Source organism: Streptosporangium sp. NPDC049078 (assembly GCF_040648855.1).
Taxonomy (GTDB): Bacteria; Actinomycetota; Actinomycetes; order Streptosporangiales; family Streptosporangiaceae; genus Streptosporangium.
The window spans coordinates 308,956-328,202 of record NZ_JBEZEL010000005.1; the positions used below are offsets into that span (position 1 = coordinate 308,956).

Sequence of the window (19,247 nt, forward strand, 5' to 3'; positions counted from 1 at the left end):
AACGGCAGCATTTCCGTCACAACATTTGTGGAAAGGGGTGGGGAACCCGCCCCCGGGCGGGTCGGTGACCGGGCGTGCGCCCAGCTCACAGCCGGTATGCGACCGGCTCGCGGCCGGTACGGGGTGAGCTCATGTCCGGCGTGCGACCGGGTCACGACCGGCGCGCCGGCGGGTGACCGGTTCATGGTGGGTGGGCGGGCGGTGCGCGGCCGGGAAACCCGTCAGGTCAGACGTCACGGTGCCCCTCCCACTCGTCCTCCAGCGCCGAGTGCACGATGGAGTCGCGCCAGACCCCGCGGGCCCGCACGTGGTGCCTGATCCTGCCCTCCTCGACCATCCCGGCGACCAGCATCGCGAGTTGGGCGGCGGTGTTGGCGGGGGAGCGGGCGCCCCAGATGCGGTGCAGGCGCAGATCGCGGAAGCCGAACGTCAGGATCAGCCGGATCAGGTCGGTGCCGATGCCCCGGCCCCAGTGGTCGGGACGGAGCCCGAGGCCGATCTCCGCGCTGTGCGGGTGGTCGGCCTCGATGTGCAGTCGGGCGACGCCGAAGGCCTCGCTGTTGTCGAGGTCGGTCACCGCCAGCACGTAGAGACGCCGAGGTTCGACCTCCGCGGCCTTGATCGCCTCGATGATCGTTTCCTCGACCTCCTCGCGCGTGCGGGGGTCGAACGGCAGGTGCTCGGTGGCCGTCGGGTCACCGTAGACGGCGTGCAGGGCGTCCACGTCATCGATGGTGATTTCCCTGAGCCGGAGTCTCTTGCCCGAGATCTCAACGTGGCGCATGCGCAGACGCTAACGTCTCGGAGCGCCTACGGCTAGAGATCTTTCCGGTAAGCGGACATACCATCATTTTAGTGATCTTATACGCATGGCTCCGTATGTGCCCAGGGCCAGGATTCCTGTGCCATGACTCAGGCGACACGGTCTCGCCCGTGTCCGGAATCGGACACGGGCCGGCTCCCGTGCGGTCGGCCTCGCGTGGGGGTCCGCTTCACTTCGCGGGGAGCGACGCCGTCTTCGACGGACATGTCGATCCTCCTTTTTCGCGGGGAGGGCACCGGAGGGCGGTGGCCGGGGATGGCCGTCCCCTGCCACCGGCCCGCCCGGCTTCCCCTCGTGGCGGGCTCTGGTGGTTCTGACGTACTCCGATAGGCCTGTATGGGGTTACAACGAGCCGGCGGGTCGGCGAGTTCGGTGAATCGCGGCGAATTCACCGGGTGGTTCCCCTGCTTCGGAGAAGGTCGCGGCCACCGCGGAGGGGCGGTGGCCGCGAGAGGGCTCAGGCGTCCCGGGAAGCGGTCCCCGTGCGCGTTCCCGGAACGCCGTCGCCGGTGGCGCCGGAATCCCCGCCCTGGGCTCCGCCGAGGTCGGGGGTTCCGGGGAGGTCGGTGTGGGTCCCGGGCGCGATGGCGAGGCCCACGGCGGTGACGGCGAGCGCGGCGACCACGTAGAGCGAGATGGCGAGGGTGCCGCCGAACCGGTCGAAAAGCGACAACGCGATGATCGGGGCGAGGGCGCCCCCGAAGATCCCGGCGACCTGGTAACCCATGGACGCGCCGCTGTAGCGCAGGCGGGTGCTGAACAGCTCGGCGATGAAGGCCGCCTGCGGCCCGTACATCGCCGCGTGGCAGGCGAGGGCGACGACGGAGGCCAGCACGATCAGCGGGAAGGACCTGGTGTCGAGCAGGGGGAAGAAGGCGAACACCCAGATCGCGGCCCCGATCACGCCCGCCAGGTAGACCGGGCGGCGGCCGACCCGATCGGAGAGCGCGCCGAACAGCGGGATCAGGAAGAGCTGGAAGGCGGAGCCGATCAGCACCGCGTTCAGCGCGACCCCGCGTTCGAGTGCGAGGGGACCGGTGACGTAGGCCAGGACATAGGTCACGAAGATGTAGAAGGCGACGTCCACGCCGATGCGCGCGAGGCCCGCGGAGATCAGCGCGCGCGGGTGCGTGCGCAGCACCTCGAGCAGCGGCATCCGTGCCTTCGCGCCCGCCCGCTCGACCTGGGCGAACAGCGGGGACTCCACGATCCGCAGGCGGATCCACAGGCCCACGACGACGAGCGCGCCCGACAGCAGGAACGGCACCCGCCATCCCCACGACAGGAACGCCTCCTCGGGAAGCGCCGCGGACATCACCCCGAGCACGCCCGCCGCCAGCAGGTTTCCCGCGGGTACGCCGACCTGCGGCCAGCTCGCGTTGAACCCGCGACGGCGGGAGTCGCCGTGCTCGATGGACATCAGGACGGCTCCGCCCCACTCGCCGCCCAGGCCGAGCCCCTGCAGGAAGCGCAGGGTGACGAGCAGCAGCGGGGCGGCCACGCCGATGGTGGCGTAGCCGGGCAGCAGGCCGATCAGGAAGGTGGCGACGCCCATCAGCAGCAGGGTGACCACCAGTACGTTCTTGCGGCCGGCCCGGTCGCCGAAGTGGCCGAACACGATGCCGCCGAGCGGCCGCGCGACGAACCCGATCGCGTAGGTGAGGAACGCGAGCAGCGTGCCGGTGAGCGGCTCGAAGGTGGGGAAGAAGAGCCTGTTGAAGACCAAAGCCGCGGCCGAACCGTAGAGGAAGAAGTCGTACCACTCCAGGGAGGTGCCGACCAGCCCGGCCACGATGACCCGTCTGGTCTGGGAGCTTGCCATCGCATGTGCTCCTTAGCTTCTCGTCGGGGGAGGTCCCGTGAGTTCGCTTCGTGTTGCGGTCCCCATCAACATAAGAATCGTTCAACAATTCGACAATAGGTTTGTTTGATGATTTCTTGGGGGCGTGGAAAACGTCACCGCAGCGCTACAACGCGATCGCGGTCGTCTCGGGCGCAGCAGTGCGGCGGAGGTGGTCGCCGACATCCTCCGTGACCGGATCGCCGAAGGACTCTTCGTCCCAGGTCAGCGCCTGTCCGAGGAGAGCATCGGCGCGGCGCTCGAAGTCTCGCGCAACACCCTGCGCGAGGCGTTCCGGCTGCTCGGTCACGAGCGCCTGCTGGAGCATCGGCTCAACCGGGGTGTGTTCGTGCGCGTGCTGTCGGCGGAGGACGTCGCCGACCTCTACCGGATGCGCAGGGTGATCGAGGGCGCCGCCGTGCGAAACAGCGCGCACGCCACCCGGGAGACTCTCGCCGTCATCAGGGAGGCCGTCGCCGAGGCGTCCCGTGCCGCCGGCGAGGGGCGCTGGCAGGACGTCGGGACGGCCAACATCCGCTTCCACCAGAACCTCGCCGCCCTGAACGGCAGCCCGCGCCTGGACGAGGTGATGCGTCAGCTGCTGGCCGAGCTCCGCCTGGTCTTCCACGTCATGAAGAACCCCCGCGCCTTCCACGAGCCTTTCGTGGTCCGCAACATGGAGCTGGTGGAGCTCATGGAGGCCGGACGGGTGGCCGAGGCCGAGCAGGCACTGGAGGCCTACCTGGACGACGCCGAGAAACTACTGATAAAGGCATATATCCCCTAGCCGTAAATGGGGTGTAATGCGGCACAATGGGCGGATGCTTCCTCCGAATCCGCGTGTGATCGTGCTCATCGGCCCCGGTGTGGTCGCGGACCTCCGCCTGCTCACCGAGGTGGCCGATCGGGAGTTCGCGGCGCTCGGTGTCGGCGGTACGGTGTCGGCGACCCCGGACGTGCCCGGCTTCCGGGCGGCGCTGGAGTCGCGGGACGTCCTGGTGGTCCTGCCGGGCCCGGATCCGGAGGCCCGCCGCCTGGCTTCCGAGCGTCCCGACGCGGTCTGGCTCGACCTGACGATGAGGCCCCACCCGGCGAAGGCCGACGCGCCCCTTCCGGCGGCCGAGGCGGGCACCGGGACCGCGGACGGCGCGGTCCCCACGGGCGGCACGGGGGCCACCGGTGGCGCGGGCGCCACCGGAGCCACCCGGGCCGTGTCGGGCACCCACATGCACGGGCGGGGGATCTGGGGACTGACCTGGGCGATCAGGCACGCCGTCCATCGCCTGCGCCGGCCCGCGCGCAGGATCGCCTACGGCGACCACCCCGACCAGTGGTCGGAGGTGCGCTCCCCGTACGGAGGCGACGGGCAGGCCCTCGCGGCGCCGGGGGAGAGCGGCGAACAGGTGCCTACCGCGGTGCTGCTGCACGGTGGTTTCTGGCGTTCGGTCTGGGGTGCGGACCTGATGGACGCGCTCGCCGTCGACCTCGCCGAGCGCGGGTTCGTCGCCTGGAACCTCGAATACCGCCGCCCCGACCTGCACGGCTGGGACGCGACCACCGAGGACGTCGCCCGGGGCGTCGCCCTCGCGGCGGAGAACGCGAACGGCCCGCTCGTGGTGATCGGCCACTCGGCGGGCGGACAGCTCGCGCTGCGCGCCGCCGCAGACGACCACCGGATCACCCTGGCCGTCTCCCTGGCGGGGGTGCTCGACCTGGCCGAGGGGGATCGCAGGCACACGGGCACCGGCGCGGTCGCCGCCGCGCTCGGCGGATCCCTCGCCGAGGTGCCCGACGTCTATCGGAGTTCTGGGCCGCTGGAACGGCTTCCGGTGGGAGTGCCCCAGCTCATCGTGCAGGGCGGCGGGGACGACCTGGACCTGGTGGACTTCAGCCGCCGCTACGCGCGAGCCGCCCAGGCGGCGGGCGATCAAGTGACATATCTCGAAATGTCGGGCGATCATTTTGACGTCATCGACCCCGCCTCACCGATCTGGCGGGCCACCGCCGGGGCGGTCGCCGAGCACAGCACCCCCTCCTGACGCGCCTTCGCCGGTCGAAGGACTCCTGAAAGGTCCCCCCGGCAGCCCGGCAGGAAGCCCGGCAGCCCGGCAGGAAGAAGGTCGGCGCCGACCGGCGAAGGTTCACCGAGCCGAGTCGCCCGACCAGGCGGAACCACCCGCGGTCCATCCCGCCAGAGGCCCCTCAGGGGCCCGTCGGAGGCCCGTCAGAGCGAGGAGAGCGGGCGCCAGGGGACCGGGCTGGACAGCACCATCATGCTCGACGGGTGGCCGTAGGGGGCGAGCCGGTCGATCATCTCCTCGAAGGCCGTCATCGAGGAGGCGGCCACCCGCAGCAGGCAGCAGGCGTCACCGGTCACCCGGTGCACCTCCAGGATCTCCGGCCAGGCGAGCGCCTGATCGTCGCGGAGCACGCAGCGGGGCCCGTAGCACGACATCCTGATCAGCGCGGCCACCCCGCGCCCGGCCAGCGCCGCGTCCACCCGGGCGTGGTAGCCGGTGATCACCCCGGTCTCCTCCAGCCGCCGCACCCGCTCCGCCACCGCCGGAGCGGACAGGTGCACCCGGCGCGAGAGCTCGCTGTACGACAGGCGCGCGTCGTCCTGCAACTCGGCCAGCAGCGCCCAATCCATCGCGTCCACGGTCACGCTCCGTCACGTCGTAACTTGATCTGCCCGATGCCTTACGTTCCGAAGGCTCAGTCCAATAATCACCTTTCTTCCATTATTTCCGTACAGACCGATACAGACCACCATGGAGGTATCAGGCGGAGGAGGAGTGATGACCGGCATCAAGCAGCTCACAGAGCAGGACCGTAAGGCGCGCGCCGAGGCCAACGAAGGGCTGCCGACGCTGGGCTTCGAAGAGGGCACGCCCTACGACGACTACGTGGGCACCGCCGCCCTGCGCGGTATCCAGCGCACCCTCACCGACGTTCCGGAGGAACTGCCGTTCCTGGTCACCACCCAGGTGATGGAACTCTATTTCGGACTGCTCCGCACCGAGTGGCACCTCGCCCAGCGGCAGCTCGACGAGGACGACGCCGACGCCGCGATCTCGACGATCAAACGCACCGTACGGCACTTCGAGGCGCTCAACGCCGCCTGGGCCGCGCTGAGCTGGCTGACCCCCGCGCAGTTCAACTCCTTCCGCGACGCGCTCGGCGAGGGGTCCGGCTTCCAGTCGGCCCTCTACCGCCACGTGGAGTTCCTGCTCGGCAACAAGTCCGAGGCGCTCATCCGGCCGCACCGCCGCAACCCCGAGGCGTACGAGGAGCTCGTGGAGGCCCTGCACCGGCCGAGCCTCTACGACTCGGTCCTCGCCTTCCTCGCCCGTGCGGGCCACGCCGTCCCCCGTGCGGTGCTCGATCGCGACCTCGCCACCGAGCACGAGCCCGTTCCCGAGGTCGAGGCGGTCTGGGTCGAGGTGTACGGCGGTCCGCTCGCCCCGCTGGCCGAGGCGCTGACCGACCTGGCCGAGCAGTTCTCCGAGTGGCGCTACCGGCACCTGATGGCGGTGCGCCGCTCGATGGGCGCCAAGCCGGGCTCCGGCGGGTCGAGCGGCCTGAGCTGGCTGGAGCGGAGCATGCGACGGGAGATCTTCCCCGAACTCTGGACGGCCAGAACCCTGATGTGAGGCGCTTCCCGGCGCCTCACCCCGGGATCCTCCGGGATCCTCCGGATTCTCCGACGCCCGCGCTCGTCAGCGGCCCGCGCGGCGCACCTCCCCACCGAGGAGGAGGTCAGCCGACCTGGCAGGCAGGGCACCAGAAGAGGTTGCGCCCGGCGAGCACCCTCGTGCGGACCTCGGTGCCGCACAGGAAGCAGGGCATGCCGGAGCGCCGGTAGACGTAGACCTCGCCGCCGTGGCCGTCGACGCGGGGCGGGCGGCCCATCGCCTGCGGCGTGTGCTCGGGCCTGACCGTGTCGATGTGGCCCACCCGGACGCCGTCGGCCATCAGAAGCACCAGATCCGCCCAGATCGCCTCCCACCGGTCGTGGGTGAGGTCGCGGCCGGGCCGCGACGGGTCGACCCCCTGGCGGAACAGCGCCTCGGCGCGGTAGATGTTGCCCACCCCCGCGACGACCGACTGGTCCATCAGCAGGACCCCGACGGAGACGCGGCTGCGGCTGATCCGCCGCCAGGCGATCTCCGGGTCGGCGTCCGCGCGCAGCGGGTCCGGCCCGAGCCTGGCGTGCAGCGCGGCCTTTCCCTCGGGGTCGAGCAGCTCGCAGGTGTTGGGGCCGCGCAGGTCGGCGTACTCGCCCGTGTTGCTCAGGCGCAGGCGCACCATCCCCGTCGGGGCGGGCACGGGGACCGGGCCGAAGGCGTACTTGCCGTAGATGCCCAGGTGGACGTGGAGCCACCGCTCGTCGTCGAAACCCAGCAGCAGGTGCTTGCCGTGGGCGTCGGCCTCGGTGAGCACCCGCCCGTCGATCCGCAGGGCTCCGGCGGCGAACCGTCCCTGAGGGCTCTCCGCGTGCACGGCCCGCCCGCCGAACGCCCGCCGGTGCTCTCGGGCGAGGCGATGAATGGTGTGTCCTTCAGGCATGATTGTGAGAATCATACGATCCGCGCGGCGATGCTCAGGGCACCGCGGACGCCCGCTCCCGCCGACGCCGGGAACGGCGCCGGGCCAGGGCGTGGGCCGACGCGGCGAGCAGGGCACCGGCCGCGTACGCCACGAGGTCGGCCGCGCCGAACGTGCTGCCGAGCACCAGCCTGGCCACGACGCTCACCTCGGAGAGCGCGGCGGGAACGGGCGTCAGCTGGGCCAGCTCGACCGCCCAGCTGAACGCCAGCGCGCCGATCGCGGCCCGCACCGGCGTGATCCGGGGCCACACCAGCACCACCAGCGCGTGGACGAGCACGGTGTAGAGGGCGTCGCCCGCGTACTTGCCGAACCAGCCGCCGGTGACCGCGCGGACGGTGAGCCCGGCGGCGACGGTCGCCACGGCGGCGAACGCGGCGAGCAGGCGCGTGCGGGAGGAGGGATCTTCCATCAGGGCCATCGAGTCGTCCGATGCGTGAAGGTTCAGGGGAGGGCGGGCAGGGGGCGGCCGTGCAGCCAGCCGGCGAACAGGTCGTCCAGCGGCCGCGTCGCGCGGCGCGCGGCGAGCGCGGTGAAGGCGTCGGTGGTGACGGTCCCGTGGCGGTGCCCGGCCGTCCACTCCCTGAGCAGCGCGAAGAAGGAGTCGTCGCCGACGGTGCGCCGGAGCGCGTGCAGGGTGAGGGCGCCGCGTTTGTAGACGCGGTCGTCGAACAGCCGCCGGGGACCCGGGTCGGCCAGCGTGAAGTCCTGCGGGAGCGCGGAGAGGCGGCGGTGCCAGCGTTGCGCGTGGTCGTCGGACGACAGGCCGCCGGAACTCTCCGACCAGATCCACTCCGCGTACGAGGCGAACCCCTCGTGCAGCCAGATGCCGCTCCAGTCGGCCACCGTGAGGCTGTTGCCGAACCACTGGTGGGCCAGCTCGTGCGCCACCAGCCGCTCCTCGCTTCGTCTGCCGTCCACGTGGTTCACCCCGAAGATCGACATGCCCTGCGCCTCGACCGGGATCTCCAGTTCGTCGTCCACGACCACCACGGTGTAGGAGCCGAACGGGTAGGGGCCGAACCGCTCGCCGAAGACCTCCATCATCCGCTCCTGGCGCCCGAAGTCGTGGCGCACCCGCGTGGCGTATCCGGCGGGGAAGACCAGCCGCGTCCCCGGACCGGCCTCGGCCTGCTGGTAGCGGCCGATCTGCACGCTCGCCAGGTAGGAGGACATCGGCTCGGCCTGCTCGTACACCCACGTGGTCGTCGAGGCCGCCCGGCGTTTGGAGACGAGCTCGCCGTTGGCGACCACCTGGTACACCGGGGCGGTGGTGACCGAGATCCGGTAGGTGGCCTTGTCGTCCGGCCGGTCGTTGCACGGGAACCACGAGGGCGCCCCGATCGGCTGGCCGGCCACGATGACGCCGTCGGTGAGCTGCTCCCAGCCGAGCCCGCCCCAGTGGCTGCTCACAGGGCGGGGGGTGCCCGCGTAGCGGATCTCGACGGTGAACCGGCCGGGGCGCAGCCCGGGGGGCGACAGGTGGAGCTTGCCGCCGCGGTGGGTGAAACGCACCGGCGCGCCGTCGACCAGCACACCGCTCACCCGCAGGGCGCCGAGGTCGAAGGCGACCCGGGTGAGCGGCCGCAGCGCCACCGCGGAGATCCTGGCCACCCCGCCCAGGCGGTTGGGGCCCACCCGGTAGTCGAGGGTGAGGTCGTAGTGCTCCACCCGGTAGCCGTCGTCGCCGTGCGTGGGGAAGTACAGCTGGAGGGTGGAGGTCGTGCTCAAAGCCACACCGGCTTCCTCTGTTCGCGCGCTATCCTCGCCGGGCCCAGGCCGCGATCGGGTTGCCGAACCAGCGGGTCCCGGCGGGCACGGACTCGCCGCGCATCACCAGGGACGCCGGTCCGACCGTGGTGTTCTCCCCGATCGTCGCCGCGGGCAGGACCACCCCGTGGGGGCCGAGTGTGGATCCGTCCCGCATGACGACAGTATCGATGCTCATCACGCGGTCGTGGAACAGGTGTGTCTGCAACACGCATCCCCGGTTCACCGACACCCCGTCACCCAGGCTGACCAGGTCGACCTCCGGCAGCCAGTAGGTCTCGCACCACACGCCCCTGCCCACCCGCGCCCCCAGGGAGCGCAGCCACAGGTTCAGCGGCGCCGTCCCCAGCCAGTGCCGGGCGAACCAGGGTGCGGCGAGCACCTCCACGAAGGTGTCGGCCAGCTCGTTGCGCCACACGAACGAGCTCCACAGCGGCCGGTCGCCCACCGCGATCCTGCCCACCAGGACCCACTTGGCCACGGTCGCCGTCGCCGCGGCGAGCACCCCGCCGCCCAGCACCGCCACGCCCGACAGGGCCGCCGCCGCCGCGAAGCCGTACGCCCCGGCCAGCCACTCCACGGCCGCCGCGACGAGCACGGCCACGGCGACCGTGCACATCAGCGGCACCACGCGGCACACCTCGACCGCGGCGCGGGCGAACCTCAGCCTCGGCGGCGGGTCGTAGGTGCGGCTCCGGTCGCCCTCCTCGGCCGCCCTGCGCAGCTCCACCGGAGGCATCCCCAGGTACGACGAGCCCGCCTTGGCCTTCTTCGGCGCCGCGGACAGCACCGCGACCAGCCCGTCCTTGGGCACCTTGCGCCCCGGCGCGGTCATCCCCGAGTTGCCGAGGAACGCGCGCTTGCCGATCCGCACGTGGCCGACCCGCAGCCGCCCGCCCTCCAGCTCGTACGGCGCGACCATCGTGTCGTCGGCGAGGAAGGCGCCGTCGCCGACCGAGGTCATCGACGGCAGCGCCAGCACCGTCGACAGCTCCACGTCACGGCCGACCCTCATCCCCAGGGCGCGCAGCCAGGCGGGGGTGACCATGCTCGCGTACAGCGGGAACAGCCAGACCCGCGCCATCGACATGAGCAGGCCCGTCGCCCACGCCTGCCAGGCCTGGCGGCTGTGCACCGGGTGCTGCCCGGCGTGCAGGCCGACCGAGAGCAGCCGCACCGAGGCCACGGTGAGCAGGGCGAGGGTGGCCGCCGAGGCGAGGGTGGCGAGCGGCACCCCGTACAGGACGGAGGCGAGGGAGGGTGCGCCGTCGCGCAGCAGGACGGCGAGGCCCGGCAGCGCGGCGATCACCGGGAAGAGGCTCAGGACCAGCGCGGACAGCCCGTACGCCGTCGCCCAGGGCCATGAGCGCGGGGGGCGGTCGACGGCCGCGGGACGGGCCTTGCCCGTCCGGCTCGCGGGCACGCCCGCCCAGCGCTCCCCGGAGGGCACCGAGCCCGCCACCGCCGAACCGGGCGCCACCTGGGCGTTCTTGCCGATCTTCGTGCCGGGGAACAGGGTGGTGCGGGCACCGACCGTGGCGGAGGCGCCGATCTTGATCTCGCCGACGCGCACCTGGTCGCCGTCGATCCAGTAGCCGTTCAGGTCGACCTCGGGCTCGACGGCCGCGTACCTGCCCAGTTTGAGCATTCCGGTGATCGGCGGCATCGAGTGCAGGTCCACGTCGTCGCCGACCTGGGCGCCGAGCGCCCGCGCGTAGTGGGTGAGCCACGGGGCGGTGGAGACCTCGCCCACGCCGAGCCGCTCGGAGAGCCGCTCGGCGAACCACAGCCGCAGGTGCGTGCCGCCGCCCCTGGGGTATGTGCCGGGCTCAAGACCGCGCAGCAGCAGCCTGGCGCCGCCCGCGGCGAGCGCGATCCGCCCGGCGGGGCTGACGAACAGCAGCACGCCAGCGAGCACCCACCACCACGAGACGGCGGGAGCCCAGGGAGATCCGGCCAGGTTGTTCAGCGCGGCGAGCGCCACCACCCAGCGCAGCGCGCCGACGCTGAGCAGCGGCACGGTGAGCGCCGCCTGCGCGATCGCGGCGCGGCGCGGCATCGGCGTGACGATCCGGTCGGTGGTCACGATCTCCGGCGCGTCGAGCGCCGACAGGTGCCTGCCGAGCCCGGCCAGCGTCGGGTGGTCGTAGACGTCGCCGACGGTGACCGCCGGGTAGCGGGTCCGCAGTGCCGAGACCAGCCGCGCCGCCGCGAGGCTGGTGCCGCCCTCGGCGAAGAAGTCGCCCTCGACGCCGCCCAGGATGTCCGTCCAGCACTCGGTCACCCACGGGTCGACGTCCGGCACCCCGGCGTCCGGTGTCTCCGGCGTTCCCGGTCTGCCGGGCAGCGGCCAGGGCAGCGCGTCCCTGTCGATCTTCCCGGAGGTGCGGGTCGGGAGCTCGTCCACGAGGGCGATCCTGGGGACGAGCGCGGCGGGCAGGGAGTGGCGGAGGCGGTCTCTGGCGTCTTGCCGGTCGAACTCCTCACCGGGCACGACGTAGCCGACGAGCAACTGGTGTCCGCCGCCGGTCGTGCGGACCGCCGAGGCCGCCCCGGCGACCCCGGGCAGCGCCTGCAGCGCCGCGTCCACCTCGCCCAGCTCGATCCTGCGCCCGCCGAGCTTGATCTGCTCGTCGGCCCGCCCGACGAAGACGAGCCCTTCCGGCTCCGCCCTCACCAGGTCGCCGCTGCGATAGGCGCGCTCCCAGCCGAGCGAGGTGAGCGGCGCGTACTTCTCCGCGTCCTTGACCGGATCCAGGTATCTGGCGAGCCCGACCCCGCCGATGACCAGCTCTCCGGTCTCTCCCATCGCCACCGGCTCGCCGTCCTTGCCGACGACGGCGAGGTCCCAGCCCGTCAGCGGCAACCCGATCCGCACCGGGCCCTCGCCGGTGAGCGGCGCCGCGCACGCCACCACCGTCGCCTCGGTCGGGCCGTAGGTGTTCCACACCTCGCGGCCCGGCACGGCCAGCCGCTCGGCCAGCTCCGGGGGACACGCCTCGCCGCCGAAGATCAGCAGCCGTACGTCGTCGAGCGTCTCGACGGGCCAGAGCGCCGCCAGCGTCGGTACGGTCGACACCACCGTGATGCCCATGTCCAGCAGCCACGGCCCCAGGTCCATGCCGGTGCGCACCAGCGCGCGCGGCGCCGCCACCAGGCAGCCGCCGTGACGCCAGGCGAGCCACATCTCCTCGCAGGAGGCGTCGAACGCCACCGACAGCCCCGCCAGCACCCGGTCACCGGGGCCGATCGGCTCTTTCGCGAGGAACAGCCGCGCCTCGGCGTCCACGAACGCCGCGGCGCTGCGGTGGGTCACCGCCACCCCCTTGGGCCTGCCGGTGGAGCCGGAGGTGAAGATGATCCACGCGTCGTCCTCGGGGCCGGGGCGCTCGCCGACCCGCCTTCGCTCCTCGCCCGCTCTCCCGCCCGTCGCGTCCGCGCCGCGCCCGCGGTACGGGCCCCCGCCGTGCAACTCGGCCGCGTAGTCGAGTTCGGAGCCGCCGGTGCGCCGGGGCTCGGGCGTGAGGTGTTCGGGGCCGTGAGGGTGGTGAATCTCACATTCGACACCCTGCTCGGCGGAGGGTTCACCGGGGTGCCCGTCGCGGCCGGCCGGGTGCGCCGCGCCGTCACCGGAGGAGGGGGCGCCCAGGTGCTCGTACGGGTCGCCGTAGGGGGAGATCTTCCCGCCGTCGCCGATGACGGCGCGGACATTCGCCTCGCCGAAGACCAGGTCAGCCCGCTCGTCGGGGTCGTCGGCGTCCACCGGCACATAGGCGGCCCCGGCGGTGAGCACGGCGACGATCGCGACGTACAGGCCGACGGTGCCCGAGGGGATCCGCACCCCGACCCGGTCCCCGCGCCCGATCCCGGCCGCCCGCAGCTCCAGGGCCATCCGGTTCGCCTCGGCCCGCAGCCCGGTGTAGTCGAGACGGGTCTTGCCGTCGTCCAGGGCGAGCGCGTGGGGGTGCCGTCGCGTGGTCTGGTCGAGGATGTCCAGCAACGTCCTGACCTGCGGCGCGATCCCTCCGGGCAGGAGCGCTCGCGACGGCACACCGGTGCCGGCCGGTAACGGAATCACTGTCTTCCCCCATGTGTACGCCCCCTGTGGGCCCGGGACAGCCTACGTGCACGGGGTTAACGCATTTCCTCCGTGAGGCCGTACCCCACACGAACCTTCCCTTTCGGGCATATTTCACCCAGAGGGCAGTGGGGGCCTACCGGGCGTTGACGTCCCTTCCGGTGCGATCTTAAACTCAACGCGTAGTGAATTAGCTGCCGTACGGCGAGGCCGGGACCTCTGCGGCGGCCACGGCAAGGGAGCGTGACGCCATGCGCAGGACATCCGCCGCGGTCGGGACCACGATCTTCTTCGCCTTGGCGCCGGGAACCGTCGCGGGGTTCCTGCCCTGGTGGATCACCCGCTGGGAGGAGGGGGACCTCCTGCGCGCGGCGCCGCTCCGGGGCGCGGTGCCGCTGCGCCTGGCGGGCGCGGCACTCGTTCTCGCCGGGACCGCGGTGCTGGTCAGGGCGTTCGTCCGGTTCGTCGTGGAAGGTCTCGGCACCCCCGCCCCGATCGCGCCCACCGAGCACCTGGTCGTCGGCGGGCTGTACGCCCACGTCCGCAATCCGATGTACGTGTCGGTCCTCGCGGTCATCTGCGGGCAGGCGCTGCTCCTGGGCCGCCCCGTCCTGCTGCTGTACGCCGTCGCCGTGGCCGTGCCGGTCGTCGCGTTCGTCCGCTGGTACGAGGAGCCGACCCTGCGCCGCGCGTTCGGCGCCGACTACGAGAGATACCGTGCGGCGGTGCCGGGCTGGTGGCCCCGCTCGCGTGCCTACGAACCCTGATCGATCGCCGTACGGCCGGCCCGCGCCGTCACGGGCAGGACGGCAGCCATCCCTTGGCCGCCGCGAGGCACCCGGCCTGGAACCGGCTGCGAGCCCCGAGCCGTTCCATCAGTTCGGCGGTGACGCGCCGCAGGGTGCGCACCGAGACGTCGAGCCTGCGGGCCACCGCCTCGTCGGTCAGCCCCGTCGAGAGCAGGCGGAGCACCTCGCGCTCCTGGTCGCTGAGGCCCTTCTCGTCGCGCCTGCGCTCCTCGCCCAGCGGGCCGGCGGTCCCCCAGGTCTGCTCGAACAGGGCGACCAGGGCGGCGACCACGCCCGCCCCGCGCAGCAGAACCGCTCCGACGCTGCTGTCCGCCGGGTCCGTCGGCAGCAGGGCCGTCCGGCGGTCGAAGATGAGCATGCGAAGCGGGAGCCCGGGGGTGGTGCGGACCTGGCCGCCGTTACCGGTGAGCCAGGTCGCGTATCCGGTGGTCGCCTGGTCGTTGCGGACACTGTCGGGGTAGATGATGCGGATCGCCACACCACGGTCGAGCAGAGCCTCGTCCAGCGGGCGGCTCGCCAGGATGTTCTCCGGGGTCTGGGCGCTCTTGGGCTCGAATCCGAGCAGTTCCTGCCGGCACCCGCCGACCAGCTCCTCGATCCTGCCGCGGATCGTGTCGATGCCGACGAGCGCCTCGGAGTCGCCGTCCGAGCGCGCCGGGTGGTGGTCGCCGTAGGCGGCGATCATCTGGGCGACGGCCGTCCGGCTCCGCTCGATCTCCTGCTGCTTGGCCAGCAGCGCGGCCTCCTCCCTGGCCAGCAGCGCGGAGAGTCCCACCTCCGGGCGGACCAGGCGCAGCACGTCCGGCTCCTCCCAAGATGGGCGCAGGAGTGACAACTTGGCCAGTTCGTCCAGGGTGGCGCGGATCCGGTGGACCGGCCATCCCAGCTCCAGGCTCAGCTCGGTCACCCCGAAGGAGGGGTTCTCCAGAATGGTGCGGTAGACGGTTTCCTCGGCGGACCCGATGCCAAGCAGCATGAGCACGACTCCTCCACGGTTCGAGCATGACCGAGACACGATCCGGTGGGCGGGACCCACGACGATCACAGCCTGAAAAGTAGCCGGGCGCAGTGATGACCGGGTTACGCGATCGCCCCGCCCCCGCCGGGGCGTGCCGGTCCGCCGGGATCGCCCTTCGGGCGCGGGGTGTGGCGGGGCGTCCTCCGAGGGGCCTGCCGGGGCGGTGCGCGGGGTCCGCGGGGACGCCGTGCGGGGACGCCGGCGCCGGGCCGCGGGAGCGGGGCGCGCTGGCATGATGCTGCCACGCCATGGACCTGACAGGGGAAACACCTGGTGGATTCGCCACGCGCGAACCACGGTCGATTCATGTATCTCATCAACGCGCGCCTGCGTGCCCCCCAGATCGAAGGCCACCTGGCCCCGGACGGCGGGTGGATGCCCGCGCGTGAACTCCGCCACCTTCTTCTGGTGCTGGCGGAGCCCGCCGACGGGATAGAGCACATCTACAGCGAGCAGCATCCCGCCGGAATCCATCTCGGTCTCTTCATCCGCAGGCCCACCCTCGACGAGGCCGAGAGCGCCGCGGCCCGGCTGTGCCTGCGTGCCCTGCACGGCGTTCCCGAACTCTCCGGGTGGTCGCTGGTGGCCTGCGGCACCGACCTCGACCTCGCGCTCGGGCGTCTTGAGTCCTTCGACGAGGAGGCCTGTCAGCGTCCTGCCATTGCAGCGCGCTGACAGGCTCCAGGGCTTCCGCAACCAACCGCGATCGCCCAAGAATCGAAGTGTCAGAACGAAGCGGGAAATATCCGGAAATGAAATTCGGAGATCGCCCGCGAAACAGAAAAAGGGCGCCGAGAATCGCCGGTCGAAAGGAAAGAAGAACAATGAGCACCACGGTCCGTCGCATAGCCCCCGCACTCGGCGCCCACTCTCTCACCGCCCTTCTCGTCGCCGCGGCCGTGCCCGGGATGAGGGCCGGCCTCGCGGCCACCTCGGCCCACACCGCGGCCCGCACCCCGGCGGGCGGCGCCGGCTGGCAGTGAGCCGACCAGGAGAAACCCAGAAAACCATTCGTCACGGGCACCGAGCCCGAGAAGTCGTCCGGGAGGCGACCATCGTGAAGCACCAGGAAGTCGAGTTACTCGCTCTCGGCGCAGGGCCGTCCAACCTCGCCCTCGCCGTGGCCCTCGAAGAGCTCGCTCCGGAACTGGCCACAAGAACGCTGATCATAGAACAGCACGAGAACGTGGTCTGGCATCGGGGAATGCTGCTGCCCTGGGCCCAGAGCCAGGTCTCCTTTCTCAAGGACCTGGTCACGTTGAGAAACCCGCAGAGCAGATTCTCCTTCGTGAACCACCTGCACTCCGTGGGAAGGCTCAGTGAATTCGTCAATCTGGGCAGTTTCACCCCGTACAGGACGGAGATCTCGAACTACCTGCTCTGGGTGGCGGAGTCGCTCGCCCAGGTGCGCATCGAGTACGGCCGGCGCTGCGTGGCGGTCGAGCCGGTCATGGCCGAGGACGGCGGCGTCGAACGGTGGATCGTCCGGCTCGCCGACGGATCGACCATCGGCTGCCGCACCCTGGTGGTCGGCGCGGGCCGTGACGCCCACATCCCCGAGGTGTTCGACGAGCTCCCCCGCGAGCGGATCATCCACAGCACCGAGTACAGCCAGGTGATCACCGAGATCGACCACGACGCCCCGCACCGGGTCGCGGTCATCGGCGGCGCGCAGAGCGCGGCCGAGATGCTGTGGGCCACCCACCAGAGCATGCCCAACGCCCAGTGCACGATGATCATGCGCTCCATCGGCCTCACCGGCTACGAGAGCAGCAAGTTCACCAACGAGCTCTTCTACGCCTCCTTCGTCGACGAGTTCCACCGGTCGCGTCCCGAGGCACGACGCCAGCTCCTCGGCGAGATGCACCGCACCAACTACGCCGGGCTGTCGCCGGGCCTGCTCGAAAACCTCTACCGGCAGATCTACCTGGAGCGCCTCGCCGGACAGGAGAGGATCCGGATGATCACGATGGCCGAGATCTCCCGGGCCAGGATCGAGGGCGACGAGATCGTCCTCACCCTCCGGGACAGGAAGAGCGGCGACCACGACGAGCTGACCTGCGACGTCCTGCTGCTCGGCACCGGCTTCGACCGCCGGATGCCCACGCTGATCCGCGACCTCGCCACCAAGGCCGGCCTCGGCGAGATCGGCGTCGATCGCTTCTACAAGCTGTCCCTGCCCACCGGCTCGGGCGCCGCCTGCTACCTGCAGGGCGTGAACGAGGACACGCACGGCATCGCCGACTCCCTGCTCAGCACGCTGGCCAACCGGGCGGAGGAGATCGTCTACGACATCCAGGGCAACAACGCCGCCGCCGAGCTCCTCACGCCGTTCGCCCTCCCGATCGCCTCCTGACCCCTGCCGAGCCTCTCGGAAACCTTCGAGGAGAACCCCCGTGGACCTCCGTACCTTTGACCCCGCCCACCTGCGCCAGGACAACGGGCTGCTCGCCAAGCGGCTGCTGCCCTGGGAGACGCTGAACGCCCCCTTCGAAGGCGCCTGGTGCGTCATCGAACCGGGAACCGCCTCGACCCGGCACGCCCACCACGAATACGAGATCTTCATCGCCGTCTCCGGCGAGGCCGTTCTGGAGAGCGAGGGCGAGAGCAGCCCCTTCTCCGCCGGAGACGTCGTCTACTTCCCGCCCGGCACCGACCACCGGGTCGTCAACGACGGCACCGCCAGCTTCGAGATGTACGGCATCTGGTGGGACCACGACATGACCCGCACGTTCGAGAACCGCCACCAGGAGGAGAGATGACGGAGACGATCGTCATCGCCGCGACGCCGACGCCGAACGGTGACCTGCACGTCGGTCACATGGCGGGTCCCTACGTCGCCGGAGACGTCTACGCCCGCTACCTGCGGGCCGAAGGCCGCGGGGTCAACTACAACACCTGCACCGACGACAGCCAGTCGTACATGATCTCGACCGCTCACAAGCACGGCACCACGCCCGCCGAGCTGTGCGCGACGTCCACCGCCCGCATCCAGCGGTCGGTCGAGGCGATGGGCATCTCGCTCGCCCCGATGCCGCCCATCGACGACGTCTACCGGCGTACCGTGCTCGACTTCGTCACCGCCCTGCACGAGCAGGGCCGGTTCGAGACGCGGACCGTGCGCATGCCGTACGCGGAGAACGCGGGCACCTACCTGTTCGACGGGCTGGTCAAGGGCGAGTGCCCGGCCTGCCTGACCGAGAGCTGCGGCGGGTCGTGCGAGGGCTGCGGCCACCCCAACCACTTCGACGACCTGGGCGACCCGCGCTCGGTCCTCGACCCCGCCGACCCGGTGACCTCGCGCGAGGTCACCGTCCTGGTCCTGCCCATCGAGAACTACCGGGAGGAGCTCACCGCCTACTACGCCGCCCGCGAGAGCACCTGGAGGGGACACAGCAAGCAGCTCATCCGCGAGATCCTGGCCAGGCCGCTCCCCGAGATCCCGATCACGGTGCCCTCGCCGGGCTGGGGGATCGACGCCCCCTTCGCCGAGACGCCCGGCCAGATCCTCTACCCGTGGGTCGAGGCGATGCCCGCCTCGATCTACAGCACCTGGAAGGCGGCCGGCGAGCCGGCGGGCCCCGTCGACCAGGCATGGCTCGCCGAGAGCGGCAACAGCCTCGTCTACTTCCACGGATTCGACAACGTCTACTTCTGGGGCATGGTCGACCTGGTCATGCTGCTCGCCCACGGCGACCGCTACATCACCCCCGACACCAACATCTGCAACGAGTTCTATGAGCTGGAGAACGAGAAGTTCTCCACCAGCCGCAACCACCTCATCCGCGGCGCCGACCTGGTCGCCGAGGTGCCGCGCGACCTCGTCCGGTTCTACCTCGCCCTGACCTGCCCCGAGGACCAGCGGGCCAACTTCACCAGGGAGGGGCTCGACAAGGTCACCTCCCGCAGGTTGCGCGAGCCGTGGAACGCGCTCGCCGACCGCCTCGACGCCCTCGTCACCGACCCGGGGGAGGAGCTGAAGGTCACCGACGCCGGACGCCGCCGGGCCGCGGTGGTCGTCGAGAGGTTCCGGCTCTGCTACGACCTCACCTCGTTCAGCCTCACCCGGGCGGCGGACAACATCGTCACCCAGCTCGCGAGGCTGCTGACCGCCGAGCGCGACGAGCCCGGCGACCTCCTGATGGAGGTGCGCGCCTTCCTCTCCTGCGCCGCCCCCGTCCTCATCGACGTCGCGGCCGAGGCCGAGGCGGCCGGTGTCGAGCTCACCCTCGACACCTCCGCGGAGACGATCGACGCCTTCACGCTACCGCGACTGCCCGGGAGCCCCCGATGAAACTCCT

17 protein-coding genes are annotated in these 19,247 nt (G+C 71.5%); 9 read left to right on the forward strand and 8 right to left on the reverse strand.

What is annotated here, in order from left to right:
* Window positions 1–226 precede the first annotated feature (226 nt).
* Together AB0B90_RS10515 and AB0B90_RS10520 are read right to left on the reverse strand one after the other, a co-directional pair.
* Window positions 227–784: a GNAT family protein gene (locus AB0B90_RS10515; protein WP_350943857.1), complete on the reverse strand. Its 558-nt coding sequence runs from the start codon at window positions 782–784 to the stop codon at window positions 227–229.
* Window positions 785–1,280: 496 nt separating this feature from the next.
* On the reverse strand, window positions 1,281–2,645 hold the full coding sequence (locus tag AB0B90_RS10520) for an MFS transporter (protein ID WP_350943855.1): 1,365 nt from the start codon (window positions 2,643–2,645) through the stop codon (window positions 1,281–1,283).
* Window positions 2,646–2,769: 124 nt separating this feature from the next.
* Between AB0B90_RS10520 and AB0B90_RS10525 the strand changes: the two genes are divergently transcribed.
* Window positions 2,770–3,450 (forward strand): GntR family transcriptional regulator, encoded by a 681-nt coding sequence (locus AB0B90_RS10525; RefSeq protein ID WP_350943853.1) that lies wholly within the window; start codon window positions 2,770–2,772, stop codon window positions 3,448–3,450.
* 34 nt (window positions 3,451–3,484) lie between these two features.
* Window positions 3,485–4,702, forward strand: a complete 1,218-nt coding sequence (locus tag AB0B90_RS10530) for an alpha/beta hydrolase (RefSeq protein WP_350943851.1) — start codon at window positions 3,485–3,487, stop codon at window positions 4,700–4,702.
* Between the two features lie 185 nt (window positions 4,703–4,887).
* Here AB0B90_RS10530 and AB0B90_RS10535 read toward each other — a convergent pair whose 3' ends face one another.
* A complete protein-coding gene (locus AB0B90_RS10535) occupies window positions 4,888–5,313 on the reverse strand; it encodes an Lrp/AsnC family transcriptional regulator (protein WP_350944243.1) in 426 nt (141 codons plus the stop codon).
* Window positions 5,314–5,461: 148 nt separating this feature from the next.
* On the opposite strand from AB0B90_RS10535, the gene AB0B90_RS10540 reads away from it, so the two are divergent.
* On the forward strand, window positions 5,462–6,316 hold the full coding sequence (locus tag AB0B90_RS10540; RefSeq protein WP_350943850.1) for a tryptophan 2,3-dioxygenase family protein: 855 nt from the start codon (window positions 5,462–5,464) through the stop codon (window positions 6,314–6,316).
* A gap of 106 nt (window positions 6,317–6,422) precedes the next feature.
* On the opposite strand, the gene AB0B90_RS10545 is transcribed toward AB0B90_RS10540, so the two are convergent.
* From AB0B90_RS10545 to AB0B90_RS10560, 4 genes are read right to left on the reverse strand one after another with little or no spacing between them, the layout of a single operon-like run.
* Complete coding sequence (locus AB0B90_RS10545) at window positions 6,423–7,232, reverse strand: DNA-formamidopyrimidine glycosylase family protein (RefSeq protein WP_350943848.1); 810 nt, start codon at window positions 7,230–7,232, stop codon at window positions 6,423–6,425.
* A 34-nt stretch (window positions 7,233–7,266) separates the two neighbouring features.
* The gene (locus AB0B90_RS10550) at window positions 7,267–7,683 is read right to left on the reverse strand and encodes a DUF2809 domain-containing protein (protein WP_350943846.1); all 417 of its coding nucleotides are present in this window, start codon (window positions 7,681–7,683) and stop codon (window positions 7,267–7,269) included.
* 32 nt (window positions 7,684–7,715) lie between these two features.
* Window positions 7,716–9,008: a M1 family metallopeptidase gene (locus AB0B90_RS10555; RefSeq protein ID WP_362922105.1), complete on the reverse strand. Its 1,293-nt coding sequence runs from the start codon at window positions 9,006–9,008 to the stop codon at window positions 7,716–7,718.
* Window positions 9,009–9,030: 22 nt separating this feature from the next.
* Window positions 9,031–13,119, reverse strand: a complete 4,089-nt coding sequence (locus AB0B90_RS10560; RefSeq protein WP_362922107.1) for a Pls/PosA family non-ribosomal peptide synthetase — start codon at window positions 13,117–13,119, stop codon at window positions 9,031–9,033.
* 251 nt (window positions 13,120–13,370) lie between these two features.
* Between AB0B90_RS10560 and AB0B90_RS10565 the strand changes: the two genes are divergently transcribed.
* Complete coding sequence (locus tag AB0B90_RS10565; protein ID WP_350943841.1) at window positions 13,371–13,886, forward strand: methyltransferase; 516 nt, start codon at window positions 13,371–13,373, stop codon at window positions 13,884–13,886.
* Between the two features lie 28 nt (window positions 13,887–13,914).
* Here the strand turns inward: AB0B90_RS10565 and AB0B90_RS10570 are convergent, their stop codons facing one another.
* Complete coding sequence (locus AB0B90_RS10570; RefSeq protein ID WP_350943840.1) at window positions 13,915–14,904, reverse strand: LuxR C-terminal-related transcriptional regulator; 990 nt, start codon at window positions 14,902–14,904, stop codon at window positions 13,915–13,917.
* A gap of 348 nt (window positions 14,905–15,252) precedes the next feature.
* Between AB0B90_RS10570 and AB0B90_RS10575 the strand changes: the two genes are divergently transcribed.
* From AB0B90_RS10575 to AB0B90_RS10595, 5 genes are all read left to right on the forward strand, one after another.
* Window positions 15,253–15,621 (forward strand): hypothetical protein, encoded by a 369-nt coding sequence (locus AB0B90_RS10575; RefSeq protein ID WP_350943838.1) that lies wholly within the window; start codon window positions 15,253–15,255, stop codon window positions 15,619–15,621.
* 149 nt (window positions 15,622–15,770) lie between these two features.
* Complete coding sequence (locus AB0B90_RS10580; protein ID WP_350943836.1) at window positions 15,771–15,929, forward strand: hypothetical protein; 159 nt, start codon at window positions 15,771–15,773, stop codon at window positions 15,927–15,929.
* Window positions 15,930–16,003: 74 nt separating this feature from the next.
* Window positions 16,004–17,302, forward strand: coding sequence for a SidA/IucD/PvdA family monooxygenase (locus AB0B90_RS10585; RefSeq protein ID WP_350943834.1), 1,299 nt, complete (start codon window positions 16,004–16,006; stop codon window positions 17,300–17,302).
* A gap of 40 nt (window positions 17,303–17,342) precedes the next feature.
* Entirely contained in the window at window positions 17,343–17,708 is a 366-nt protein-coding gene (locus AB0B90_RS10590) for a cupin domain-containing protein (RefSeq protein ID WP_350943832.1), read from the forward strand.
* The gene (locus AB0B90_RS10595) at window positions 17,705–19,240 is read left to right on the forward strand and encodes a class I tRNA ligase family protein (protein WP_350943830.1); all 1,536 of its coding nucleotides are present in this window, start codon (window positions 17,705–17,707) and stop codon (window positions 19,238–19,240) included. The genes AB0B90_RS10590 and AB0B90_RS10595 overlap by 4 nt, the downstream gene beginning before the upstream one ends.
* The last annotated feature ends 7 nt before the right edge of the window (window positions 19,241–19,247 follow it).